This window comes from Verrucomicrobiota bacterium, assembly GCA_016871495.1.
GTDB lineage: Bacteria > Verrucomicrobiota > Verrucomicrobiia > Limisphaerales > VHDF01 > VHDF01.
In genome coordinates, this window is record VHDF01000038.1 from 23,118 (window position 1) to 42,022 (window position 18,905).

15 protein-coding genes are annotated in these 18,905 nt (G+C 60.5%); 6 read left to right on the plus strand and 9 right to left on the minus strand.

What is annotated here, in order from left to right:
• Positions 1-21: 21 nt before the first annotated feature.
• The 3 genes from FJ404_10275 to FJ404_10285 form a co-directional block, all read right to left on the minus strand.
• Positions 22-708, minus strand: a complete 687-nt coding sequence (locus FJ404_10275) for a response regulator transcription factor (protein ID MBM3823255.1) — start codon at positions 706-708, stop codon at positions 22-24.
• A gap of 59 nt (positions 709-767) precedes the next feature.
• A complete protein-coding gene (locus FJ404_10280) occupies positions 768-1,205 on the minus strand; it encodes a response regulator (GenBank protein ID MBM3823256.1) in 438 nt (145 codons plus the stop codon).
• Between the two features lie 108 nt (positions 1,206-1,313).
• Entirely contained in the window at positions 1,314-1,622 is a 309-nt protein-coding gene (locus FJ404_10285; protein MBM3823257.1) for a hypothetical protein, read from the minus strand.
• Positions 1,623-1,827: 205 nt separating this feature from the next.
• On the opposite strand from FJ404_10285, the gene rpsB reads away from it, so the two are divergent.
• From rpsB to FJ404_10305, 4 genes are all read left to right on the plus strand, one after another.
• Positions 1,828-2,694 carry a 30S ribosomal protein S2 gene (gene rpsB / locus FJ404_10290; protein MBM3823258.1) on the plus strand — a complete coding sequence of 289 codons (867 nt, stop codon included), beginning with the start codon at positions 1,828-1,830 and terminating at the stop codon, positions 2,692-2,694.
• Positions 2,695-2,794: 100 nt separating this feature from the next.
• Positions 2,795-3,634, plus strand: a complete 840-nt coding sequence (gene tsf, locus FJ404_10295) for a translation elongation factor Ts (protein MBM3823259.1) — start codon at positions 2,795-2,797, stop codon at positions 3,632-3,634.
• Between the two features lie 308 nt (positions 3,635-3,942).
• Positions 3,943-5,952, plus strand: a complete 2,010-nt coding sequence (locus FJ404_10300) for a hypothetical protein (GenBank protein MBM3823260.1) — start codon at positions 3,943-3,945, stop codon at positions 5,950-5,952.
• Complete coding sequence (locus tag FJ404_10305) at positions 5,949-7,430, plus strand: hypothetical protein (GenBank protein MBM3823261.1); 1,482 nt, start codon at positions 5,949-5,951, stop codon at positions 7,428-7,430. Before FJ404_10300 ends, FJ404_10305 begins: the two co-directional genes overlap by 4 nt.
• A 6-nt stretch (positions 7,431-7,436) precedes the next feature.
• Here the strand turns inward: FJ404_10305 and FJ404_10310 are convergent, their stop codons facing one another.
• The 6 genes from FJ404_10310 to FJ404_10335 form a co-directional block, all read right to left on the minus strand.
• Complete coding sequence (locus tag FJ404_10310) at positions 7,437-8,375, minus strand: sugar phosphate isomerase/epimerase (protein MBM3823262.1); 939 nt, start codon at positions 8,373-8,375, stop codon at positions 7,437-7,439.
• 16 nt (positions 8,376-8,391) lie between these two features.
• On the minus strand, positions 8,392-8,640 hold the full coding sequence (locus FJ404_10315) for a hypothetical protein (GenBank protein ID MBM3823263.1): 249 nt from the start codon (positions 8,638-8,640) through the stop codon (positions 8,392-8,394).
• Between the two features lie 139 nt (positions 8,641-8,779).
• Positions 8,780-9,832, minus strand: a complete 1,053-nt coding sequence (locus FJ404_10320; GenBank protein MBM3823264.1) for a phosphoribosylformylglycinamidine cyclo-ligase — start codon at positions 9,830-9,832, stop codon at positions 8,780-8,782.
• Positions 9,833-9,858: 26 nt separating this feature from the next.
• A complete protein-coding gene (locus FJ404_10325; GenBank protein MBM3823265.1) occupies positions 9,859-11,556 on the minus strand; it encodes a hypothetical protein in 1,698 nt (565 codons plus the stop codon).
• Between the two features lie 117 nt (positions 11,557-11,673).
• Positions 11,674-15,273: a DUF1553 domain-containing protein gene (locus FJ404_10330; protein ID MBM3823266.1), complete on the minus strand. Its 3,600-nt coding sequence runs from the start codon at positions 15,271-15,273 to the stop codon at positions 11,674-11,676.
• A complete protein-coding gene (locus FJ404_10335) occupies positions 14,987-16,057 on the minus strand; it encodes a serine/threonine protein kinase (protein MBM3823267.1) in 1,071 nt (356 codons plus the stop codon). The genes FJ404_10330 and FJ404_10335 overlap by 287 nt, the downstream gene beginning before the upstream one ends.
• 32 nt (positions 16,058-16,089) lie before the next feature.
• On the opposite strand from FJ404_10335, the gene FJ404_10340 reads away from it, so the two are divergent.
• Both FJ404_10340 and FJ404_10345 read left to right on the plus strand, forming a co-directional pair.
• Positions 16,090-16,518 (plus strand): LamG domain-containing protein, encoded by a 429-nt coding sequence (locus FJ404_10340; GenBank protein ID MBM3823268.1) that lies wholly within the window; start codon positions 16,090-16,092, stop codon positions 16,516-16,518.
• Positions 16,460-18,905, plus strand: a 2,446-nt coding sequence (locus tag FJ404_10345; protein ID MBM3823269.1) for a hypothetical protein, incomplete at its 3' end; no start/stop codon positions are given. The genes FJ404_10340 and FJ404_10345, both read left to right, overlap by 59 nt.

Sequence of the window (18,905 nt, forward strand, 5' to 3'; positions counted from 1 at the left end):
CGGCCAGCCGCGCCGATCGTCTCATCCGTCTTCCGTAAACCGATAGCCGACCCCCCGCACCGTATCGAGGTATTTGGTCGCACGCCCGAGTTTTTCGCGCAGCCGGCGCATGTGCGTATCCACCGTGCGGGTGTCGATCAAGCTGTCGTAATTCCAAACATCCCGCAACAACTGTTCCCGGGACTGCACTCTCCCTCGCCGCTCCATCAACAGGGTCAACAGTTTGAATTCGGTGGCCGTGAGGTCGACGCGCTTGCCCTGCACCGAAACCAAGTGCCGCGGGAGATCCACGGAGAGTTCGCGAAACTCAAGACGTTCGAGCTTGCCCTGCGGTTCGTCACGCAATCGCAAAAGCCGCTTGACCCGCAACACCAGTTCGCGGGGGCTAAAGGGCTTGGTGACATAATCGTCGGCTCCAAGCTCAAGGCCGAGAATGCGGTCCAGCTCCGTGGCCTTCGCCGTCAACATCAAGACGGGAATATTGGAGGTCGCCGGGTCACGCCGCAGCAGCTTGCAAACCTCAAGGCCGTCGATTTCCGGCAGCATCACATCCAGGATGACCAGATGAGGGCCAAACGTCCGGGCCTTGCGAATGGCTTCGGCCCCATCGGAGGCAGAGATGACGTCAAATCCGGCGTTTTGAAGGTTGAAAGCGATGAGCTCCACCGCGTCCACCTCATCATCCACAATGAGAATTTTAGATTTCAGTCGATCCTTGGTTACCACGCCTTCACGGTAGCGACAACGGAGCCCGATTTACAATCAGGTTACGTTTGGGAAACGAGGCTGGCAGGCGGCAATAATTGGCCTATGCGGTTCAAGAGCTCGCGGCGGCTGTAAGGTTTCGTCATGAAATCGTCAGCGCCCGATTCCAACGCCAGCACCCGGCAATCGTCGGTCGCGCAGGCCGTGAGCATCAGGATGGGGATGGCCGAGGTCGACGCCTTGCTCCGCAGGATCTCGCAGACCGCGATGCCGTCCAATTCCGGCAATAACACGTCCAACAGAATCAAGTCCGGGCGCTCGGATTCCGCCGCCCGTACCGCCGTCCAGCCGTCCCGGGCCACCAAGGTTTGGAAGCCGGACGAATGCAGATTGAATTGAATCAGCTCCAGCGCGTCCAGTTCGTCCTCGACGATGAGGACGCGTGTCCGTTCGGAAACCATACGAAGCGATGGAGCCAAACCATCAGGATTTTTAGTCATGCCGTATTCATGCAAGACGCGGAAGCCTCCTTTCCAAGGGAGCGTGTTGCCGGTCTCGCCTGCGAACCCTCGCCATTTCCGGATGGGAGCCGGGATCGCAAGGTTCACCTACACACACGACTGTAAGCATTGCATGTGACAACATTGTGTCATTCCGGCGATAGTTGTCTGACAAGCTTGTCTGGTTCGCTCAGGGTCAACCCTGAATTCATGGTGAGAATCGATCGCCTGGACGCGGGCCGGGCATCCGGAGCTTTCGACTCGGTTGGGAAGAGTCCTCTGATCGCCGCGAGTTCCGTGTATCCCGATGTTGTTGGTAGGGCGGGCCTGTCCCAGCCCGCCGCCCACGGGATGCAAAACATCATGCTCCGGCGGCGCGCCGGGACGGACGCGCCCTACCTGCATCACCGGCAACATCGGGATGCACCGCCGCGAGTTCAGGCCTGGAAATAAGGATTGCGCCCCGGTGCCCCCTGTGAGAGCGTTCCCGGCCCTCGTGGGGTTGGCGAGAATCGCAGGATTTTCGAGGCCTCTCGAGGGGAAGCAAAACGGCCTTAATTGAGCCGCGGCTTGGTCGCCGCGGCGGCCTTAACCACATCGAACTCAATCCCGCGTTCCCGGGATGGCTCACAAGTCCGGTCAAGGATCTGAGCCCTTAAATCAATGGAACACTGTCCGCATGAATGTAGGTGTCAAAGAACTGTTGGAAGCAGGCGTTCACTTCGGTCATCAAACCAAGCGGTGGAATCCGAAGATGAAGAAATTCATTTTCGATGCCCGCAACGGGATCCACATCATCGACTTGAGCAAGACGGCCGCGCAATTGCGCGACGCTTGCAACTTCATGGCCAACGTAGCCGGCAAAGGAGGCCAGATTCTCTTCGTCGGGACCAAGAAACAGGCTCAAGAAGCCGTGAAAGAAGCGGCCAAGACCTGCAAGCAGCTCCATGTCACCGAAAGGTGGCTGGGCGGCACGCTGACCAATCTCAAGACCATTAAACGCTCGCTGGGCCGGTTGAACCAGATCGAGAAAATGGAAACCGATGGATCGATCAACCAATACGTAAAGCAGGAGCAGTCGGCGATCCGCCGCGAAGCCGCCCGCCTGCACAAGAATCTGGATGGCATTCGGGCCATGGACAACCATCCCCAGGCCATGTTCATTGTGGATCTCAAGCGCGAGCACAACGCGGTGGAGGAAGGGAGGAGGCTGGGCATTCCCATCATCGCCATCGTCGATACCAATTGCGATCCGGATCAGGTGGATTTTCCCATCGCGGGCAACGACGACGCGATTCGCTCGGTGAGGCTTATTCTCCAGGTGGTCACGCAGGCGATTGGACAAGCCCGCGCTGAATACGAGGCCAAGTATGCCCGGCGGAAAGAAGAGGAAGTGGCTGCTCAATCGGCACCCGCTCCCGCGCCGGAAGCGGCTCCCGCCGCTCCCCAGCCCGTGGCCGAACCCGTCACGACGCCGGCGGCCCCTTGAGTCAATCCCCTGGCCGAGGCCGGTAGTCCATGTCTTGAGGCGTTGAAACGACTCGAGAGTGGGCTTCCATCCTGCGCCACGCATCTCAACTTTTCGTCTTATGCCTGAAATCACTGCTGCCCTGGTGGGCAAATTGAGAGAAATGACCAACGCGGGCCTGATGGATTGCAAGAAGGCCCTTCAAGAAACGCAAGGCGACTTGGACGCTGCCGTCGATGTGCTGCGCAAGCGCGGCGTCGCCACCGCCGCCAAAAAGGCCGGGCGCGAGGCGAAGGATGGCGTCATCGCCCAGTTCATCGCTCCTGGCTCAAAATTGGGCCTGCTGGTGGAAGTCAATTGCGAGACGGACTTTGTGGCCAAGAACGAATCTTTTCGCGCTTTTTGCGACGAAGTGGCTCGCACCTTGGCGACTCAGCCGACGGCCGACGTTGAAGCCATGCGCACCGCGCAAGTGGCCAAGATCGGGGAGAACATTCAATTCAAGCGCCACGCCCGGCTGGAGGTCGCGGGTCATGGCATGGTCGCGGCTTACATTCACACCGGCGCCAAGATTGGTGTGCTGGTTGAGGTCGGGGCCGGCAAGGAGGCCACGGTGGGCCAGGATGACTTTAAGCAGTTGGTGAAGGACATCACGCTGCAAATCGCGGCGGCCAATCCGATCGCAGTCTCGCGCGATCAGGTGGACCCGGCACTGATCGCGAAGGAAAAGGAAATCGCCGCCGAGCTGGTGAAAAACAAGCCGCCCCAGGCCATCGCCAAGATCGTGGAGGGCAAGATCGAAAAGTTCTTCCAGAGCTGCTGCCTCGTGGATCAGGGCTACGTGAAGCAAAACTCCGAGATCACGGTGAAGGAGCACGTCGCCAGCGTCTCGAAGAAACTCGACGACGAGCTTGTCATCCGCCGTTTCCTTCGCTTCCAAGTCGGCGAAGCGGCCGCCTGATCCAGCCTGCATTTCAAACGACGATCAAGCCGAAGCCCATGGGTTCGGCTTGATCGTGGCCGGGCGGTTTTAGACCGCGCCACGTTCGATGGTTTTTCGAACCTGAGGCCTGGGGATGCCCACGCCACGGGATCCTGCATCGAACACACTTCGCCAGTGTTATCAGGCCTGGACGTTGCTTGAGACTTTATCAGACCATGCCAAGAATGACCTTGTCCAAGGGTGTTTCCTTGATGTCTGGCGTCCGCATTCCGTTCAGAATCTCCATGCCGATTCTGGCCGCCGCCTGGGGACTCATCACAAGTTCCATGCTTTCCATTCACGGCGAAGCATGGTCCCTCGCCGGCCTGCATGTGGTCCCCCATGTGCAATCGACGGAGATGCAGTATCGGCGCCAGCCCGACTTCAGTTTGGGCGCCCGCGTCGAGGTATTCCTGCGCAATGATTCAAGACGGACCCTCGTCATTCCCTCCTCGGCCGAGATCCGGTTGAGAGGGCGGACGCCCGAAGAATTGCTGCAAGCGGATGAATGGGCGTGGCACGACCTGCCCTCCGCTTGGGGCGGAGAGCCACTTCATTTGCCGCCTGGAGCGCTCACGGTCTGGAGTTGGAACGGAAAGCGGGAGCTTTGGGGCACCAACACGCAGGCAGATTTGGTGGCGTCGCTTCCCGAGTCCGCCGGTCCAAGCCGTTTGACCGTGGCCATCAACCAACCTCTCGCGTGGATCTCCGCCGCGACATTTCTGGGAGGCTCATCCGATGTCAGGCCTGATTCCTTGATTTTTCACGTGGCCAATGGAACTCGAGGTCCCCTGCGAATCGAGGCTTTTCGGCTGTGGTTGCCCGCGAACAACGCGAACTGGAGAGCCCTGGTCGCTCAACCCTGGATCAGCAACCGTCTGGATCGTTTTCCTCGCGACGGCGTCATTCCCGCCAACGACCGGGGTGGAGCCCGGGTCTCAACCGGGCCCTTGCCGCTGACCTACGCGGGATTGGAAGTCCAGCTTTCCGAGGGCGGAGGGAAGCCGATGACGCTCTGGGCGCACCAGCGCGTGAAACGCGAGGTGTTCGACATCAGCGGCGGCTGGGTGCATGACACCAGCGGGGGTGGACACAAACCGCTTGAGGCCGAAGCCTTCCACAAGACCTTGCGCCGCGCCTATGTCAACACCGCCCACATCCAGGACCAGCCCGGCTACACCGACCGGACCGGGTTGGATGGACTCTACACACGTTATCCGCTCAAGTATTTCAGCAAGCTTGACCCCATCTCTCATTACGACTCGGACGCCTTGCTCCCGCGCATCCACGCCGTTGAGTTCCTCGGCGAGCCGCAGTATGGGGGCGGGCGGCCTGTGCCGCCGCAAGAGGTGTGGAAAGCCTTATCGCCTTACGCGCCGAGTCGCTTGCCCACGACCGTCACCCACAGCGAGGAGCGGGTTTGGCGATTCTACGCCGGGTTGTCAGACTACCCGCACTATGATGCTTATCGAGTGACCGCCCCTTCACCGGACGCCTGGAGCCAGTACAACCGATGGGGTGGGCAGCGCATTCGGTGGGGGGCTCCGCTGGAGACCATCGGCGAGATGACGCGGTCCTTGCGCGAATTGAACCGGCCCCGGTCAATTGCCTACTGGTCCCAGGGGCCGCACCACGACTGGAGGGGCTATGGGGGCCGGAGTCGAGGATCCCCGACGCCGGACGAACTGCGATTGCAAGCCTATCACGCCCTCGCGAGCCGGATTACCTCACTCTATTGGTTCAACCTGAGCCTGCGTTCGCTGGTCACCTTCCCGGATCTCATCGAGCCCATGACCCGAGTGGGAAGGGAGATTCGCATGATCGAGGACTATTACCTCGAAGGTGACGCCGTGAGCCACGAGCGCGTGTTGCGAGAAGGCAGGCCGGACTGGGACCTGGATGTCGTGGCGGGTCCGCGTGGCGCGCTGCTCTTCGCGCTCGATCTGGCTTATGAAGCGGATGGGGAGGAACGTGTCTTCAAGTTCGGCGCGCCCCGCGAGTGCTCGTTTCGGTTTCGCCTCCCCGTTTATCTGCGGTCGCCGACCGAGGTGTTTCGAGTCGATGCCGACGGTGTCACGAACGTGGATCATTCCGTGAGCGACGGTGTGGTATCCATTCGTGACCGGGCCAGCCGGGTGGCGGTTTATGTTGTGGCGGCGCTTGCCGGCGAACGGGCTCGCATTGAAGCGCGCCGGCATGCTTTGATCGAGGTTGAGAACACCAACGATTTCGATCCGGGTCGCCGTCCATCCGACCTTGCCGTGTTACAGGAGCTGCTGAAGCAGAAAGGGAAGTGATGCTTCTCCGCGGACTGGGCCCTCCGAAATCTCGTATCCCGGAAATGCCTCGGGCCAGGAGCCGGCTCCTCATCGGAAATGCCTGGGGTGCGTTCGTCACTTTTGCGGTCCTCGTCGCCCAGACCCTGCCCGCCGCCTCGCTGGATGTGAAGGACACCCCGTCCTATCGCACGATCAAAGCAGCCTTGGATGCAACGCCGGCGATCGACACTCACGATCATCTGCCGCCCTTTGAATTGATCCAAGGCCGGGTGGAAACGGAGCGCGGATGGGGGATGAACCTCAGGTCTCTCTGGCAGAGCAGTTACTTTACCTGGTTCAATCCACTGAGTTCCTGGCCCCAAAGCGGCCGATTCGAGGAATGGTGGTCCAAGGCGAAGCACGATTTCGATCATGCCCGCGCCACCAGTTTCTACCGCTACCAGCTTCCGGCGTTCACCGACCTCTACGGCGTTGATTTTGACGCCCTTTCGGATGTGGACGCGGTTCGTCTGAATGACCGGATTTTCGATCATTACCGGGATCGTCACTGGATTTACGAGGTGGTCACCGAGAAGGCCAACATCGAGCTCATGGTGACGGACCCCTATTGGAACCGGCTCGGGTTCGAACTCGAGTATCCTTTCGCGGTTCCGACGGTCAATGTCACAGCGTTTCTGCGGGGCGGCCACGCCGCGGACTTTCCAAACCCGAATGATTCTCCCTATGCGTTCGCGACCAGGCACGGACTCAAGATCGAATCGATGGAGGATTATCTGGCGGTCATCGAGCGCATCCTGGTTTTTGGAAAATCAAGGGGATCCGTGTGTCTCAAGACGACGACCGCCTACGAGCGCACTCTCGACTTCGAGAATGTAACCCGGGAACGAGCGGAGCGGGCGTGGGGAAAGCCGATCTCGCAGTCCTCCCCGGCCGATGCCAAGGCGTTTCAGGATTTCGTCATGTGGCGGGTGGTGGAGATGAGCGCTCGCTTGGATTTACCCTTTCAGATCCATACCGGGCATGCGCGAATCCAGGGGAGCAACCCGATGTTGCTGGTGGATCTGATCGCCGCCAATCCGAAGACACGCTTTATCTTGTTTCATGGCGGGTATCCGTGGATCGGAGAGACGGGGGCCATTGCCACACGGCACAAGAACGTGTGGGTTGACTCGGTTTGGCTCCCGACCATCAGCTACACCATGGCAAAGCGGGCCTTCCAGGAGTGGCTTGAAGTGATGGGGTCGAACAAGATTCTCTGGGGCGCGGACGCGCACCACGCGGAGGGGATTTATGCCGCCACGGAGTTCACGCGCCGGTGCCTTGCTGAGGCGTTGGCCGAAAAGGTGGAGCGGCGGGAATTGCGCCAGGAGCATGCCCTGAAGATCGGACGCCAAATCATGCGGGACAATGCCCTCGAACTTTTTCCGGCACTGAAGGAGAAACTGTGGAAGCACACGGGCAAGAAGATGCATCCCGGACCCCGAGCTCAACCTTGATCGGTCTTAAGCTCCGAGGATCCTTCGCACGAAATCCCGGCTGCGACGGTGATTTTCCACGACGGTGCGAGTCACTTGGGTTCCCTTTTCCAGGGCCAATTCGACGGTGAAATTGCGGACCAGTTGACGCTCCCGGACGGTCCTGCCGATGGCCGCGTAGTCGATGTCTCCTTCGTCCAGATCTTCCCACCAGATTTTCGCGCGGCTTTGGCGGAGATGCCAGCTCACGACGCGATCTCCATATAGGCGCAGGGCTTCGTCGGGAGCAACGCCTCCACGATAAACCCAATGCACATCATAGCAAAAATCCACCTCGCCGGACTGGGTCTGCTGAAAATTGGAATGGAATTCGCGAGCCCGGCTCGCCATTTCCGGCGTGTGATGATGAATTCCGAGCTGGATTCCCAAGGACTTCAGTTCTTTCCCCAGCAGGGCAAGGGCGCGAACTTGCACCTTCAGCTCCTCGGCTGTTTTTTCACGCCCGACAGGGTCAGGATTGCAAACCAGGATGCGGAAGCCCGCCTCGCGGGCTGATTTCGCGGCTTGCACGGTTTGCCTGACCCGAGCTTCCCAATGGTCTGCTTCGTGGAATCGCCCTCCGGTGTAAAGACTGACCGCCCGCAGACCGCGCGATTTGAGTTTGGCCGCGAAGACCGCGTTTTCTTCCGGGCGGTCCACCGCCAACGAAGATTCGGCGTAATCGTAACCGCAATCTCGAATCAGGCCCAAAACTCGGTCCAATTCCGTTCCAATGTCCTTGCCTTCCCGTTCCCAATACTGCCCCCAGCCATAAAGCTGAGTGCCAACCAAGGCTTCAGGGGGAGACGCGGCGCGGAGCGACGAACCCATGGTGAAGGCCCCGACCGCGCCAAGGAAATGGCGGCGTGTCACACCCATGTGTGCTGGCTGAACCGTCCGGCGACTTGAGTCCGCGGGACCGTTCATGGGAAAAGATGGAGGATCAGGAACGGGCTTTGGGTTGGACGGTCTTCCGCACCAACTTGGCCTTGTTGTTGCGCAGATAATCCTGCACGACCTGAATACCACCGAGACTGATCGGAACGCGCTTCTTGTCCCGGAAATGCTTGTAATGCGTCAGGGTCTTGCCGACCTCAAGAATCTCGATGAATTCGGCTCCAATTTGCCAAAGCTGTCCTTTAGCCAAATTGACTTTGCTCGTCGTCTTCGGTGTCTGTTCCTTAACCTTCATAGAATGAATAGACAATGGAATAAAGTTAGCTGATTCGGGTGTGGGACACAACACCACAATTGGTTGCCGTCCAGTCTGAGAACCCTTGACCGGAAAACTTGGCCAGTCACTCCCCGCTCAGGAAACTTGAATCTGATTCCTAAATAACTCTCGTTAAACCACTTCCACGAACCACTTCTCCAATCTTCCAACATTTATTACCTGAGCTAATGATCTTGTTAAGTATTTGTTCTGCTTTTGCCGGGTCCACGATCGCCACCATTCCGATCCCCATGTTGAAGACTTGATAGAGCTCGGATTCATCCAGGCCACCTCGATCGCGCAAGATCCCGAAGATGGGTGGTTCCTCCCAACTCCCAGCTTTCACTTCCGCGTCGCAGTCTTTGGGCAGGATTCGCGGAATGTTGTCCACAAATCCGCCCCCGGTGATGTGTGCAAACCCTCGAATGGTGCGGTCGGAGACATCTTTGTTGAACTTGCGCAACAAGCTTTGCACGAGGAGTCCGTAGCTGACATGGACCTTCAGAAGGGCCTGGCCCAGCGTTTCCTTCATTCCGGGCATCCTTGTGGAAGGCCGACCGCCCAGTTTCTCGAACAGAATTTTTCGGGCCAGGGAATACCCGTTGGTATGCAATCCGTTTGAGGCCATCCCAAGGAGACAGTCTCCAGGCCGTATTTCGCGGCCAGTCAGCATTCGTTTGCGCTCCACCACCCCCACAATCGTCCCGCTCAGGTCGTACTCACCTTTTTGGTAAAACCCCGGCATTTGTGCAGTTTCCCCACCAATGAGCGCGCAGCGATTGGCGGCGCAGCCTCGAGCAAAACCTCGGATGATCTCCGTGAACACCCGGGGGTTGAGCTTGCCCGTTCCCAGGTAGTCCAAGAAAAAGAGGGCTTCCGCCCCAAGCACCGCAATGTCATTGACGCAATGATTGACCAAATCTTCCCCAATGGTGTCATGCCGGCCCGTCGCGAAAGCGATTTTGAGCTTGGTGCCGACACCATCAACGCTGGAAACCAGCACCGGTTCCCGGAACTTGCGTGTGTCCAGGGCGAATAATCCTCCAAAACCGCCCACCTTCCCCAGCACACCCGGGCGATGGGTTGAAGCGAGCAGTTCGGGGAGAGTGGATTTAACTCTATTGCCGAGGTCGATATCGACTCCTGCGGCCTTGTAGGCTTTAGGCTTCATGCAATCGATCGTGAAGACGATCGGACCTAAACGACAGGAGGCGGTTCCTGGCTGGGAACGGCAGTTTCCGCTGGAGGGACGTCGGGTGAGCTTGGCGCCGGATCGGCCGTGTGGTCTGCGGGAGGAGTTCCTTCAGCAGTTGGCACCGTGGCGCTGGCGACCTCTCCCTCTTTCGCGGCAGCCCCTTTGGCTTCGGCGGGCGCTGCCCCCGCCGCCTTGGCGGGTTCGGGCTTGGGAGGTTTAGGCGCGGGCTTCTTGGCGGTGTCCAATTCACCGGAGGCAAACTCGATCACGTGCCCTTCATAAACCAGCCAACGCAGATCGCGGATCAGCGCCTCCACGACGGGATTTGCGGGAGGAGCGGCGGCGGCTTCCGGCGACGGGGTGTCCGCGGCCGGAGTCCCTTCCGCGGGCGCAGGCGCGCTTTCCTCGCGCGCCGGGGTTGCTGTCGAAACAGGCGCCAGCGCTTCGATCAAGTGTTTCCGGGTGCACTTCGGATGCGCGTTGATGAACTCCACGATTTTCCGGACTCCCTCCGAAACCGGCGAAGCCTCCAGATCGAGGAAATGCGGTCGGGCAATACAAACGTGCGTCACCGACTTGTTGACCTTGAAGAACTGCAGACTCCGCTTGGAAAACTGCTGGCTCAACGAATGAACCACCTGGATGGGAAACCGGCGCTGCTCGTCCAACGTCCTCCGCGCCAGAGCTTGCATCGGCCCGGGCAGGAGTTCGCGCAAGCGGGGATTCGAGACCACCAGCTTGTCCACCGGCTGAATGATGTTGGCCAAATGGACCTCGCGGAAATGTTGTTCCACTTCGTCGCGGCTCGTCAGTTTCCTGGGCTCCGGCACATTCAGGCAGTTGAACTCCAATTTCCAGCTTTGCTCCTCCACCCATTGTTTCACAACCGCCTCGTCCCGCACGATCTTCACCCTGGATTTGAAGACATCGAAAGGCATCCGGGCAAAGCGCTCCTGATGCAGCTTGTGCAGCTTGTTTTGATAGTCGTGATAGTTGGGGGGACCCAGGATGACGCCGCTAATCCCGCATTGGGCCACAAAGGTGTAGGTGCCTTTGGGCGCCTCAGCGGCGATTTTCTCCGTCTGATAAAAGGTGTCGAAGTGTTTGGCCAGCACATGCCGCACGGCATCCGCCTCCGCCATCCACACGCTCTCATCCAAGTTGCAGGTCCAAAGTCCCTGCGCCAATTCTCCCCCGGGCTTCTTGAGGGTCTGAAATACCAACTGGTACCGCTCGGGCTTTCGCAAAATGAGGTGAGCGATCTCGAAGATGGGGTAGGCGCGGCCCGTGAGCTTGATTTGACGTGCCAGCGAATCGACCCCGGCCTCATCAGGATACAGCTCCAACCGAAGTTCTGGCATCACCACCGCAGGCCGTTCCTCGCGAAATCCGCGGTCGCGTCCGAAACTCGGTCCTCGCTGTCCCGGCCCTCCGCGACCCGGCCCGCGATCGTCCTGACGACGTGGTCCTCCGCCCGACCCTTGGGGACGTCCGCCCTCCGGACGAACCCCGTCGCGGCGCTGGGGACGATCCGGTCGGCGGGGGCCGTCGCGGCGGGGCGGACGTCCTTCGCCTCCGAAGGAGCGTCGTTCCGATTCGCCGGCGTAACCGGCATAGCGATTAACCGTGGCGGATTCCTGAGCCCACGCGGGCAGGAAATGGAGATCCAGATCGAGATTGATCTCGGGTGAATTACTCATGCAAAAATTCTAACGCCCGGCTCGGAGCCCGGCGGTTCTAGTTCAAACCAGCGGCAAAGAATGAAGAGCCTCCCCGGGGATTGCAAGAATTCGTGCGGAGAGGGAAATCGCCCCAATTCAGTGGTTAAAAACGAATTCCGGCGAATTCAAAAGCGACCACAAGATGTCCTCGGCCGCGGTTTGCCGGGTGGCCCCCTCTTGTGAGAATGCCTGTAAAGCCACTCCTTTTTCCGCCTCGGTTGGGAAACGGGTCACGGTCGCCAAATAGAGTTCAGTCACAAGGTCCGCGGGATCTTGCTTCTCCGACACGAGCCGGGCCACGCGCCCCTCGGGATGGGCCAATTTGGCTTGGATACCCTCCGAATTCATCATGTGCAGGGCTTGAACAACACTGAGATCCCGTTCCCGCTCGCACGGGCAGTCGCTGCTCGCGTTGGGCCGGCCGTAAGCGTCCATGAAGTGAGACTCGATTTTGTAACTCCACGCTTGAACCGCCCGCGCGCCCAAGGGCATGGCCATCATGGACTCGGGCAAACCGGTGATGTCGCTCACGGCATCCAGCAGGACTTCCGCCGGCAAACGGCGCCGGTAGGCGCGCGCGAAATTCTTGGTATCCGCCAAATTGGTTTCATTGGGCGTCGAACTGAGCTGATACAAGCGTGCATTCATGATTCGGCGCATCAAATGTTTGTAGTCCCACCCATGTTCCTCGAAATCCTTGGCCAGCGCGTCGAGGAGAGCCGGATTGGAACACGGATTCGAAATGCGGAAATCGTCCACGGGATCGACCAAGCCTCGTCCAAAAAACACCGCCCAGACCCGGTTGACAGCCGCCCGGGCGAAGAACGGATTGCCTTTCGCCGTCACCCAATCGGCCAAGGCGGCACGGGGATCTTGCTTCTCGCGCAAGGTGATCCCGCCGCCTCCCAAAGGAACGGGTTTCATCACTTCGCCGGTTACGGGATGCTTCACGGATCCTCCGGGCGCGTGGAAAAAGGACTCGGTGCCGGCGCTGATGGGGGGCGAAAGCCCGGCCCCCTTCTGCCTGACCTCGCCAAAAAATGCCGCCAATTGATAGAAATCATCCTGGCTCCACTTTTCATTCGGATGATGATGGCACTTGGCGCACTCCAGCCGGACGCCGAGGAAAAGCTGGCTGAACATGGTCGTCAGCTCCGGCGGTTCACGGCGATCTCGATAGATCACGGCCGGACCCTCGCGGTGGTTGGACCCCTCCGCGGTCAGAACGGATCGCGCGAATCGATCGAAAGGAACGTTGTTGCGAAAGGCGTCCCGCAGCCACTGGTCCAGGGTGAACACGCTCTTCAGTCCCACCCGGTCGGGATTGGGCCGGACGAGATCAGCCCATTTATTGGCCCAATAATCGGCGTAATGGGGTGAATCCAGAAGTTGATCGACGAGGCGGGCGCGTTTGTCCGGGGAAGGGTCTGCGATGAAGGCCCTGGCCTCTTCGGCGGTCGGAAGCACTCCGATCGCGTCCAGCTTGGCCCGGCGGAGAAACGCCGCGTCGGTCGTCTGCGGGCTCGGGAACAATCCCAGTTTTTGGAAATGGGCGTAGGCCAGATCGTCGATGAGATTGTTGCGGGGAAGCGCGGCGTATCTTGAAACAGGCAGGATTTTCTCGGCTGGGACCGTCACCTGTGAATCCGCCACATGACCCATGAAGCGGGCCAGAACCACCGCCTGCCCGGTGAGCTTCCCGATTTTCACCCGTCCCCGCTCGTCCACCTTCGCGATCTCCTTGTCGTTCGAGTCAAACGCCGCCAGCGACGTCACGTCGCGGGTGGTGCCATCCGAATAGCGTGCGGACACGCGCAGGGACCAAGTCGAGCCGCGGCGGTATCGCCCCTGTGCCGGAGCGGCTTCGATGCCGGTGAGCTCCGCTTCGCCCTGTGAGCGATAGGGCATGCCCTGCCGGATCCAGCGGACGAGGACCGATTCTTCCCTCGAACCGGGTTCGATGCGCACGCCTCCTTCGTGGGGCAGCCGTCCCGTGGGTTTTAAGAGCAACAGGCTCTCGAGGGGCGCGGCGGGAAAGACGCGCCGACCGCGAGATTCCTTCACGATTTCGTGGTGGTCGGCTTTCGGGTCGTAGGAAAAAACGGAAAGCTTGAAACCATTCTGCCCTTCCGGCTTCGCGTGACAGGAACCCGCGTTGCACCCCGCCCGATTCAACACCGGCAGCACATCCCGCACAAAACTGAGCGGTTCTTCAACGCTTTCAGCGGTCCCTCGCCTTTTGGACGCGGTCTTGGCAACGCGATGTTCGGGCCCGTGGTCCGGCTCCGTCTTCGGCGGGGGTGATGCGTCCACCCGGGCCGCGGCCTCGAAATCTTTCGGTTCGAGCTTGCCCAAAAGCTTGCCCTCCTTATCCCAAATCCGGACCGTGCCGGCCTGTGTTCCCGCGAAGACTCTTGAACCGTCCGGGGAGGCTTCCAGGCTGGACACCGGGTCTTCCAGGTCGCCGATTTTCTTTTCATTTCCGGTGGCGGAGCTTTGTTCGCCGGAATGGACCTTCAGATCGGTGTATCGATAAACCCCTCCGTCTTCCGAACTGGCGAAAAGCATGGAGTGGGCGTGCGGCCATCTCAGGCCGCTCAGACCGGCGCGATGATTCCCGGGCGTGACGGCCTTCTCACGGGTTCGCAAATCGTAGATTTTGAGCGCTTTGTCCGCACCCCCGGTGGCGAGTTGAGTGGCATTCGTGTTGAATGCGACCCCAAGAACTTGAGCGGTGTGGCCCTCCAGCACGGCGATCTCCTTGCCCGAATCGAACTCCCAGACACGCGCGACCTTGTCCCCGCCCGCCGTCGCCAGCCACTTACCGTCGGCGCTGAGATCGAGCGCAAAGACCGAGTCGGCGTGTGCCTTCCACGAACGCGCCACCCTGGGCTCCGACCCTTCCACCACACGAACGAATCCTTCCCGGCGCGCGCCCTCGTCCGCGATCAGAAGGGATCCGGAGGGCGCGTGCCATTTCATCGCCAGGATGCGTCCGGAAAGGGAATGGGTGAGCGTGCTGGAAATTCCGGATCCGGGGGACGCCGGATTGATCCACAAGACACGGCGAAACCCGCCGGCGGCGATGCGCTTGCCCTCCTCGACCCAAGCCAGCGATTCAAGGGTTTCCTCCAATCGAATCACCCGGGTTTTCAAGGTGACTACGGAGGTGTCCACCTGGGCGAGAAACAAGTCGCGTCCTCGCGCCACGGCTAATTGGCGTCCATCGGGCGAAACGGCCAGAGCGTGGACCGGACGATAGGAATCGGGATTGGGCAGCAACACCACGCTCTTGGGCGGTGGCTCCGCCAGGAACGCTTCCCTATCCCAGGGGGCCCCTTGTTGAAGCCAGGCGCGAAGGGTTCGAATCTCGGCGGATCCCAATTGTTTCTTCGGCGGCATGTGCGGGTCACCGGATGGGGCCAGGACCTTGAGCAGCATGCTCGATTCCGGTGATTTCCTTTTGACGACGGGTCCGTTTTCGGAGCCCTTTTTCAAGCCTTCCGCGCTCGTCAGATCCAGGCCGCCCTTGCGTTTGCTGCTGTTGTGGCAACTCGCACATTCGTCGCGGAGGAGGCGCATGGCTTCGGCGGCCGGTCCGGACACCGGGGCCGATGCGGCCAGGGAAGACCCGGTCCACAGCCAGCCGAGGCCGGCCGCGCACCAAAGCAAACCGGCCAGGATGGGGCGGGTCATACGAAGATTTATAGCAGACCTGATTTCGACCGGTAAACCTTGTTCTTGCGAGAATCTCAGACGGCCCGGAAGGAACGCGGTCGAGCTCTGCGGGGCACATACCTGCAACCCTTGCGCGGGGAGGGACGCGTTCCACCGCGTCCCCAATGCCCTTGAGGATGGGTGAAGTCCGACGAACTTGCTCTGTTCCGCTGGCGATTCGGGTTGCCAGCGCGGGCTTTCTTCTCACCCACCGGGCTGCGCGTTGCGGGAACGAGACCGGGCGGGCCAGGATGGGTTCGTCGCGAAGAAATCGTTCGAGTTCCTCCGCAAGTTCCAACGCGGTGCCAAATCGGCGGGCCGGTTCCTTTTCCAGGCACTTGAGGCAGATGGTTTCCAAGTCACGCGGGATGCCGGAATCCAACTGGCGGGGCGGGACCGGTTCCCGTTCGCGTACGGACATCAGCGTTGCCTCGACGGACGATCCGACGAAAGGCGGATGCCCGGTCAGCAGGTGGTAGAGGATCGCTCCGAGCCCGTAGAGGTCCGAGGCGGGACCGATGCGATCCGTTTCGCCGTTCACCTGTTCGGGCGGCATGAAGTTCGGCGAGCCCAGAGTTTCCCCGGACCTTGTGAGGTCCGAATCCTCCGCCAGGATTTTCGCGAGGCCGAAGTCGGTGACCCGGGGTTCGTCGGCAGGGTCGATGAGCACGTTCGAAGGTTTGAGATCGCGGTGGAGGATGCCCCGGGCATGGGCGGAAGCTTCCGCCTTCCGGTTTTCGCCGCTTGAAGCCAGACTTTCCATGGGTCCCGGCTTCTGGCTAAATCGCCGCACTCATGGTGAAACTCGCGGTTGCCGTCTGGTTCATCCTGGCGCTTGGCTTAGGCTTGAGCGCGCAGCCCGCTGAGTCGAATCAAGTTCTGGACTTGGACGGAAGCGGCGCTTTCGTCGAACTTCCCTCGGCGGCCATGGAGGGTCTTTCCGAGCTCACCGTCGATTTTTGGGCGCGGTGGCGGCGGTTCGACCCCATTCCCCAGCGCGTCTTCAACTTTGGCGCTCCGTTGCGTGATATCAGCGTTGCCGCCCAGCCGGGAGGTGGTCTTTGGTTCGTGAAGGCGGGTTCACGCGGCGAACTGTTCCAACTGCGGCAGGCCCTCATCCTTCAATCCAACCTTTGGCATCACATCACGGCCACCTCCGCAGGGGATGCGCCTTTATCTGAATGGATCCCTCGTTGGTTTCCATCCCCACTCAGCCGGTCCTGATTCCCTGGGGACCGGCTTGAAGTTCTACCTTGGCCAGACGACCACCCGCAACGATCCGCCGGTCCGATTCGACGGGCAGATCGACGAATTCCGGGTTTGGTCCAGGCAGTTGGACCCTGCCGCCGTTGCCTCCCTGCCGGGGTTGGTTCCTTCGCGCGACGACCCCCGGCTGCGGGCGCGATGGTCGTTCGACGGCCGGTCGCTGCGGGACTCGGCCCCGGGCCAGTTTCATGGCGAGGCGCACGGAGAGGCTCGCTTTGTCCCCGAGAAACCCGTGCTGGCTTCGGACTGGGTGGCGCCGACCCTGGCGCGCGTGCAGGTTCTCGACCGGAGGGGCGTGCCGTTGCGCTCGATTGTGGTGGAGCTATGGCACCACGATCAGTTGAGGCAGGATTTTTTGCTCGGGCGCGACGGACAATTCCTGGTGACCGCCCCCCGGCCCGGTGGAGTGTTGCGCATGCGGGTTTTGCATCCCGAATTCAGCACGAATGTGGTGGAGGCTCGATTTCTTCCCGGTCTCGAAACGCAGTTCGATTTTCAGGCTCCGGGCACCAAGGCGGATGATCCGAAGCCGGGGCGGGATCCGCTGGCGTTGGAGCGTTACGCCGAGGCCTTCAGCCGGCTTGTGGCGCGTGATCCCACCGTCCTGAACACCCTGGACGCGGCTGATTTTGTGCCGCTGATGGAACGGACGGACCGGCTCCTGCCGATATTGCTCAATCGACTCGACCATGGCGCCACGGATCAGCGCCGGTTCAGCATGTTCGTGCTGGGGCAAATGGGACAGCTTACGGTGGGCGCCTTGGAATCGATTCTTCGTATGTCCCATCATCCGGACGCGGTGACCCGCGGGCTTGCCCTGGTGGCCTTGACTCAGGCGAGGGTGCCCTCCGATTGGACCGGGATTTACGATAAGAAGTTGCGCACGTATGCCGGATTGTTCGCGGGGATCCTGCTGCCTTTCGCGCTGATTCACGGCCTGCTGTTCCTGCTTCACTCGCGGGATTCCAATAACTTCTATTACGCTCTGATCATGATGGTGGCCGCCGGGCTGGCCTGGGTGCTGGGCGCCCGGGATTATCGCGTCGGCATCGGCGCCGTGTTTGCGCTCGGCTTCCTCTTGCTGGGGCCTCGCTTCCTTTACTCCTTGTTTTACCAGCAGCTTCCCAAGGTTTTCTGGTGCTTTCTGGCCCTGGGACTAGCTTGCATCTTCGCCATCATCTCGAACGGGGACGCGATGCATCAATTGATTTCGGTCAACATGCCCAGCGGGTCCGCGCTGGCCGAGGGGTTCGTTTCCGCCCTGGTCTGGGTCGCGGTCGCCCTCCTGTTCGCCGTGCTGGCCGTGGCGGAGATGATGCGCATCCTCGTTCTCGCGATTGTCCGCCGCCGTCCCGGGGCGTGGGTCATTGCGCTGGGGTTTCTGGCTTTGCTCGTGGGTGGCGGGTTGAGTCCCGTGCTCTGGTTCTTGTTGTTCGGCGGTCGCATTTCCGCCGCTGAATTCATGGATTGGAGCCGTTTCTTTCCCAACGCGGGATTCGTCGGATTTGCCGTTTGCGCTTCCATTCATCTCGCCCGCAATCTCGCGCAAACCCACCGTGACTTGCGCGAGGCCAACCGCCGAGTCGAAGAGCAATACACCCTACTCGCGGCCGCCCGTGAGCAGGCCGAGCGGGCTCGCGAACAAGCCGAAAAGGCCAACCAGTGGAAAAGCTCGTTCTTAGCCAACATGTCCCACGAACTCCGCACGCCTTTGAATGCCATCATCGGTTATGCCGAGCTCTTGAAAGAGGAAGCTCCGGACCTCGGCGCTCCCACCATTGTTCCCGATCTCGACAAGATCCACGCCGCGGCCCGCCATCAACTCGGACTCATCAACGACATCCTGGATCTGTCCAAGATCGAGGCCGGACGCATGACCTTGTTCGTGGAGGAATTCGATCCGGCCAAAGCGGTCCGTGACGTCGAAGGGACGGTCAGGCCGTTGATGGAGAAAAATCAAAATCAACTCGTGGTTCATTGCCCTTCCGAGCTTGGTCTCATGAAGTCCGACCAGACGAAGCTGCGCCAAATTCTCTTTAACCTCCTGAGCAATGCGGCCAAGTTCACGGACCACGGCGTGGTGACGCTCGGTGCGGCCAGAGAGGGCTCGCAACTGCGGTTCCACGTCGAGGATACCGGAATCGGCATGAACCAGGATCAAATGGGCCGGCTCTTTCAGGCTTTCACTCAGGCCGAAGCGGCCACCCAGGCCAAGTACCGCGGGACGGGCCTCGGATTGGCGATCAGCAAGCGATTCTGCGAAATGATGGGTGGCACGATTGAAGTTCGCAGCGCTCCGGGCACAGGATCGCGGTTCTCCATCACGCTCCCCGCACACGCCCCCA

Bases quoted from the DNA above. Each gene is read 5' to 3' on its own strand.
- FJ404_10280 (MBM3823256.1), bottom strand. From the start codon at position 1,205: ATGACTAAAAATCCTGATGGTTTGGCTCCATCGCTTCGTATGGTTTCC.
- FJ404_10285 (MBM3823257.1), bottom strand. From the start codon at position 1,622: ATGTTGCCGGTGATGCAGGTAGGGCGCGTCCGTCCCGGCGCGCCGCCG.
- rpsB (MBM3823258.1), top strand. From the start codon at position 1,828: ATGGCTCACAAGTCCGGTCAAGGATCTGAGCCCTTAAATCAATGGAAC.
- tsf (MBM3823259.1), top strand. From the start codon at position 2,795: ATGCCTGAAATCACTGCTGCCCTGGTGGGCAAATTGAGAGAAATGACC.
- FJ404_10300 (MBM3823260.1), top strand. From the start codon at position 3,943: ATGCTTTCCATTCACGGCGAAGCATGGTCCCTCGCCGGCCTGCATGTG.
- FJ404_10310 (MBM3823262.1), bottom strand. From the start codon at position 8,375: ATGAACGGTCCCGCGGACTCAAGTCGCCGGACGGTTCAGCCAGCACAC.
- FJ404_10315 (MBM3823263.1), bottom strand. From the start codon at position 8,640: ATGAAGGTTAAGGAACAGACACCGAAGACGACGAGCAAAGTCAATTTG.
- FJ404_10320 (MBM3823264.1), bottom strand. From the start codon at position 9,832: ATGAAGCCTAAAGCCTACAAGGCCGCAGGAGTCGATATCGACCTCGGC.
- FJ404_10325 (MBM3823265.1), bottom strand. From the start codon at position 11,556: ATGAGTAATTCACCCGAGATCAATCTCGATCTGGATCTCCATTTCCTG.
- FJ404_10330 (MBM3823266.1), bottom strand. From the start codon at position 15,273: ATGACCCGCCCCATCCTGGCCGGTTTGCTTTGGTGCGCGGCCGGCCTC.
- FJ404_10335 (MBM3823267.1), bottom strand. From the start codon at position 16,057: ATGGAAAGTCTGGCTTCAAGCGGCGAAAACCGGAAGGCGGAAGCTTCC.
- FJ404_10340 (MBM3823268.1), top strand. From the start codon at position 16,090: ATGGTGAAACTCGCGGTTGCCGTCTGGTTCATCCTGGCGCTTGGCTTA.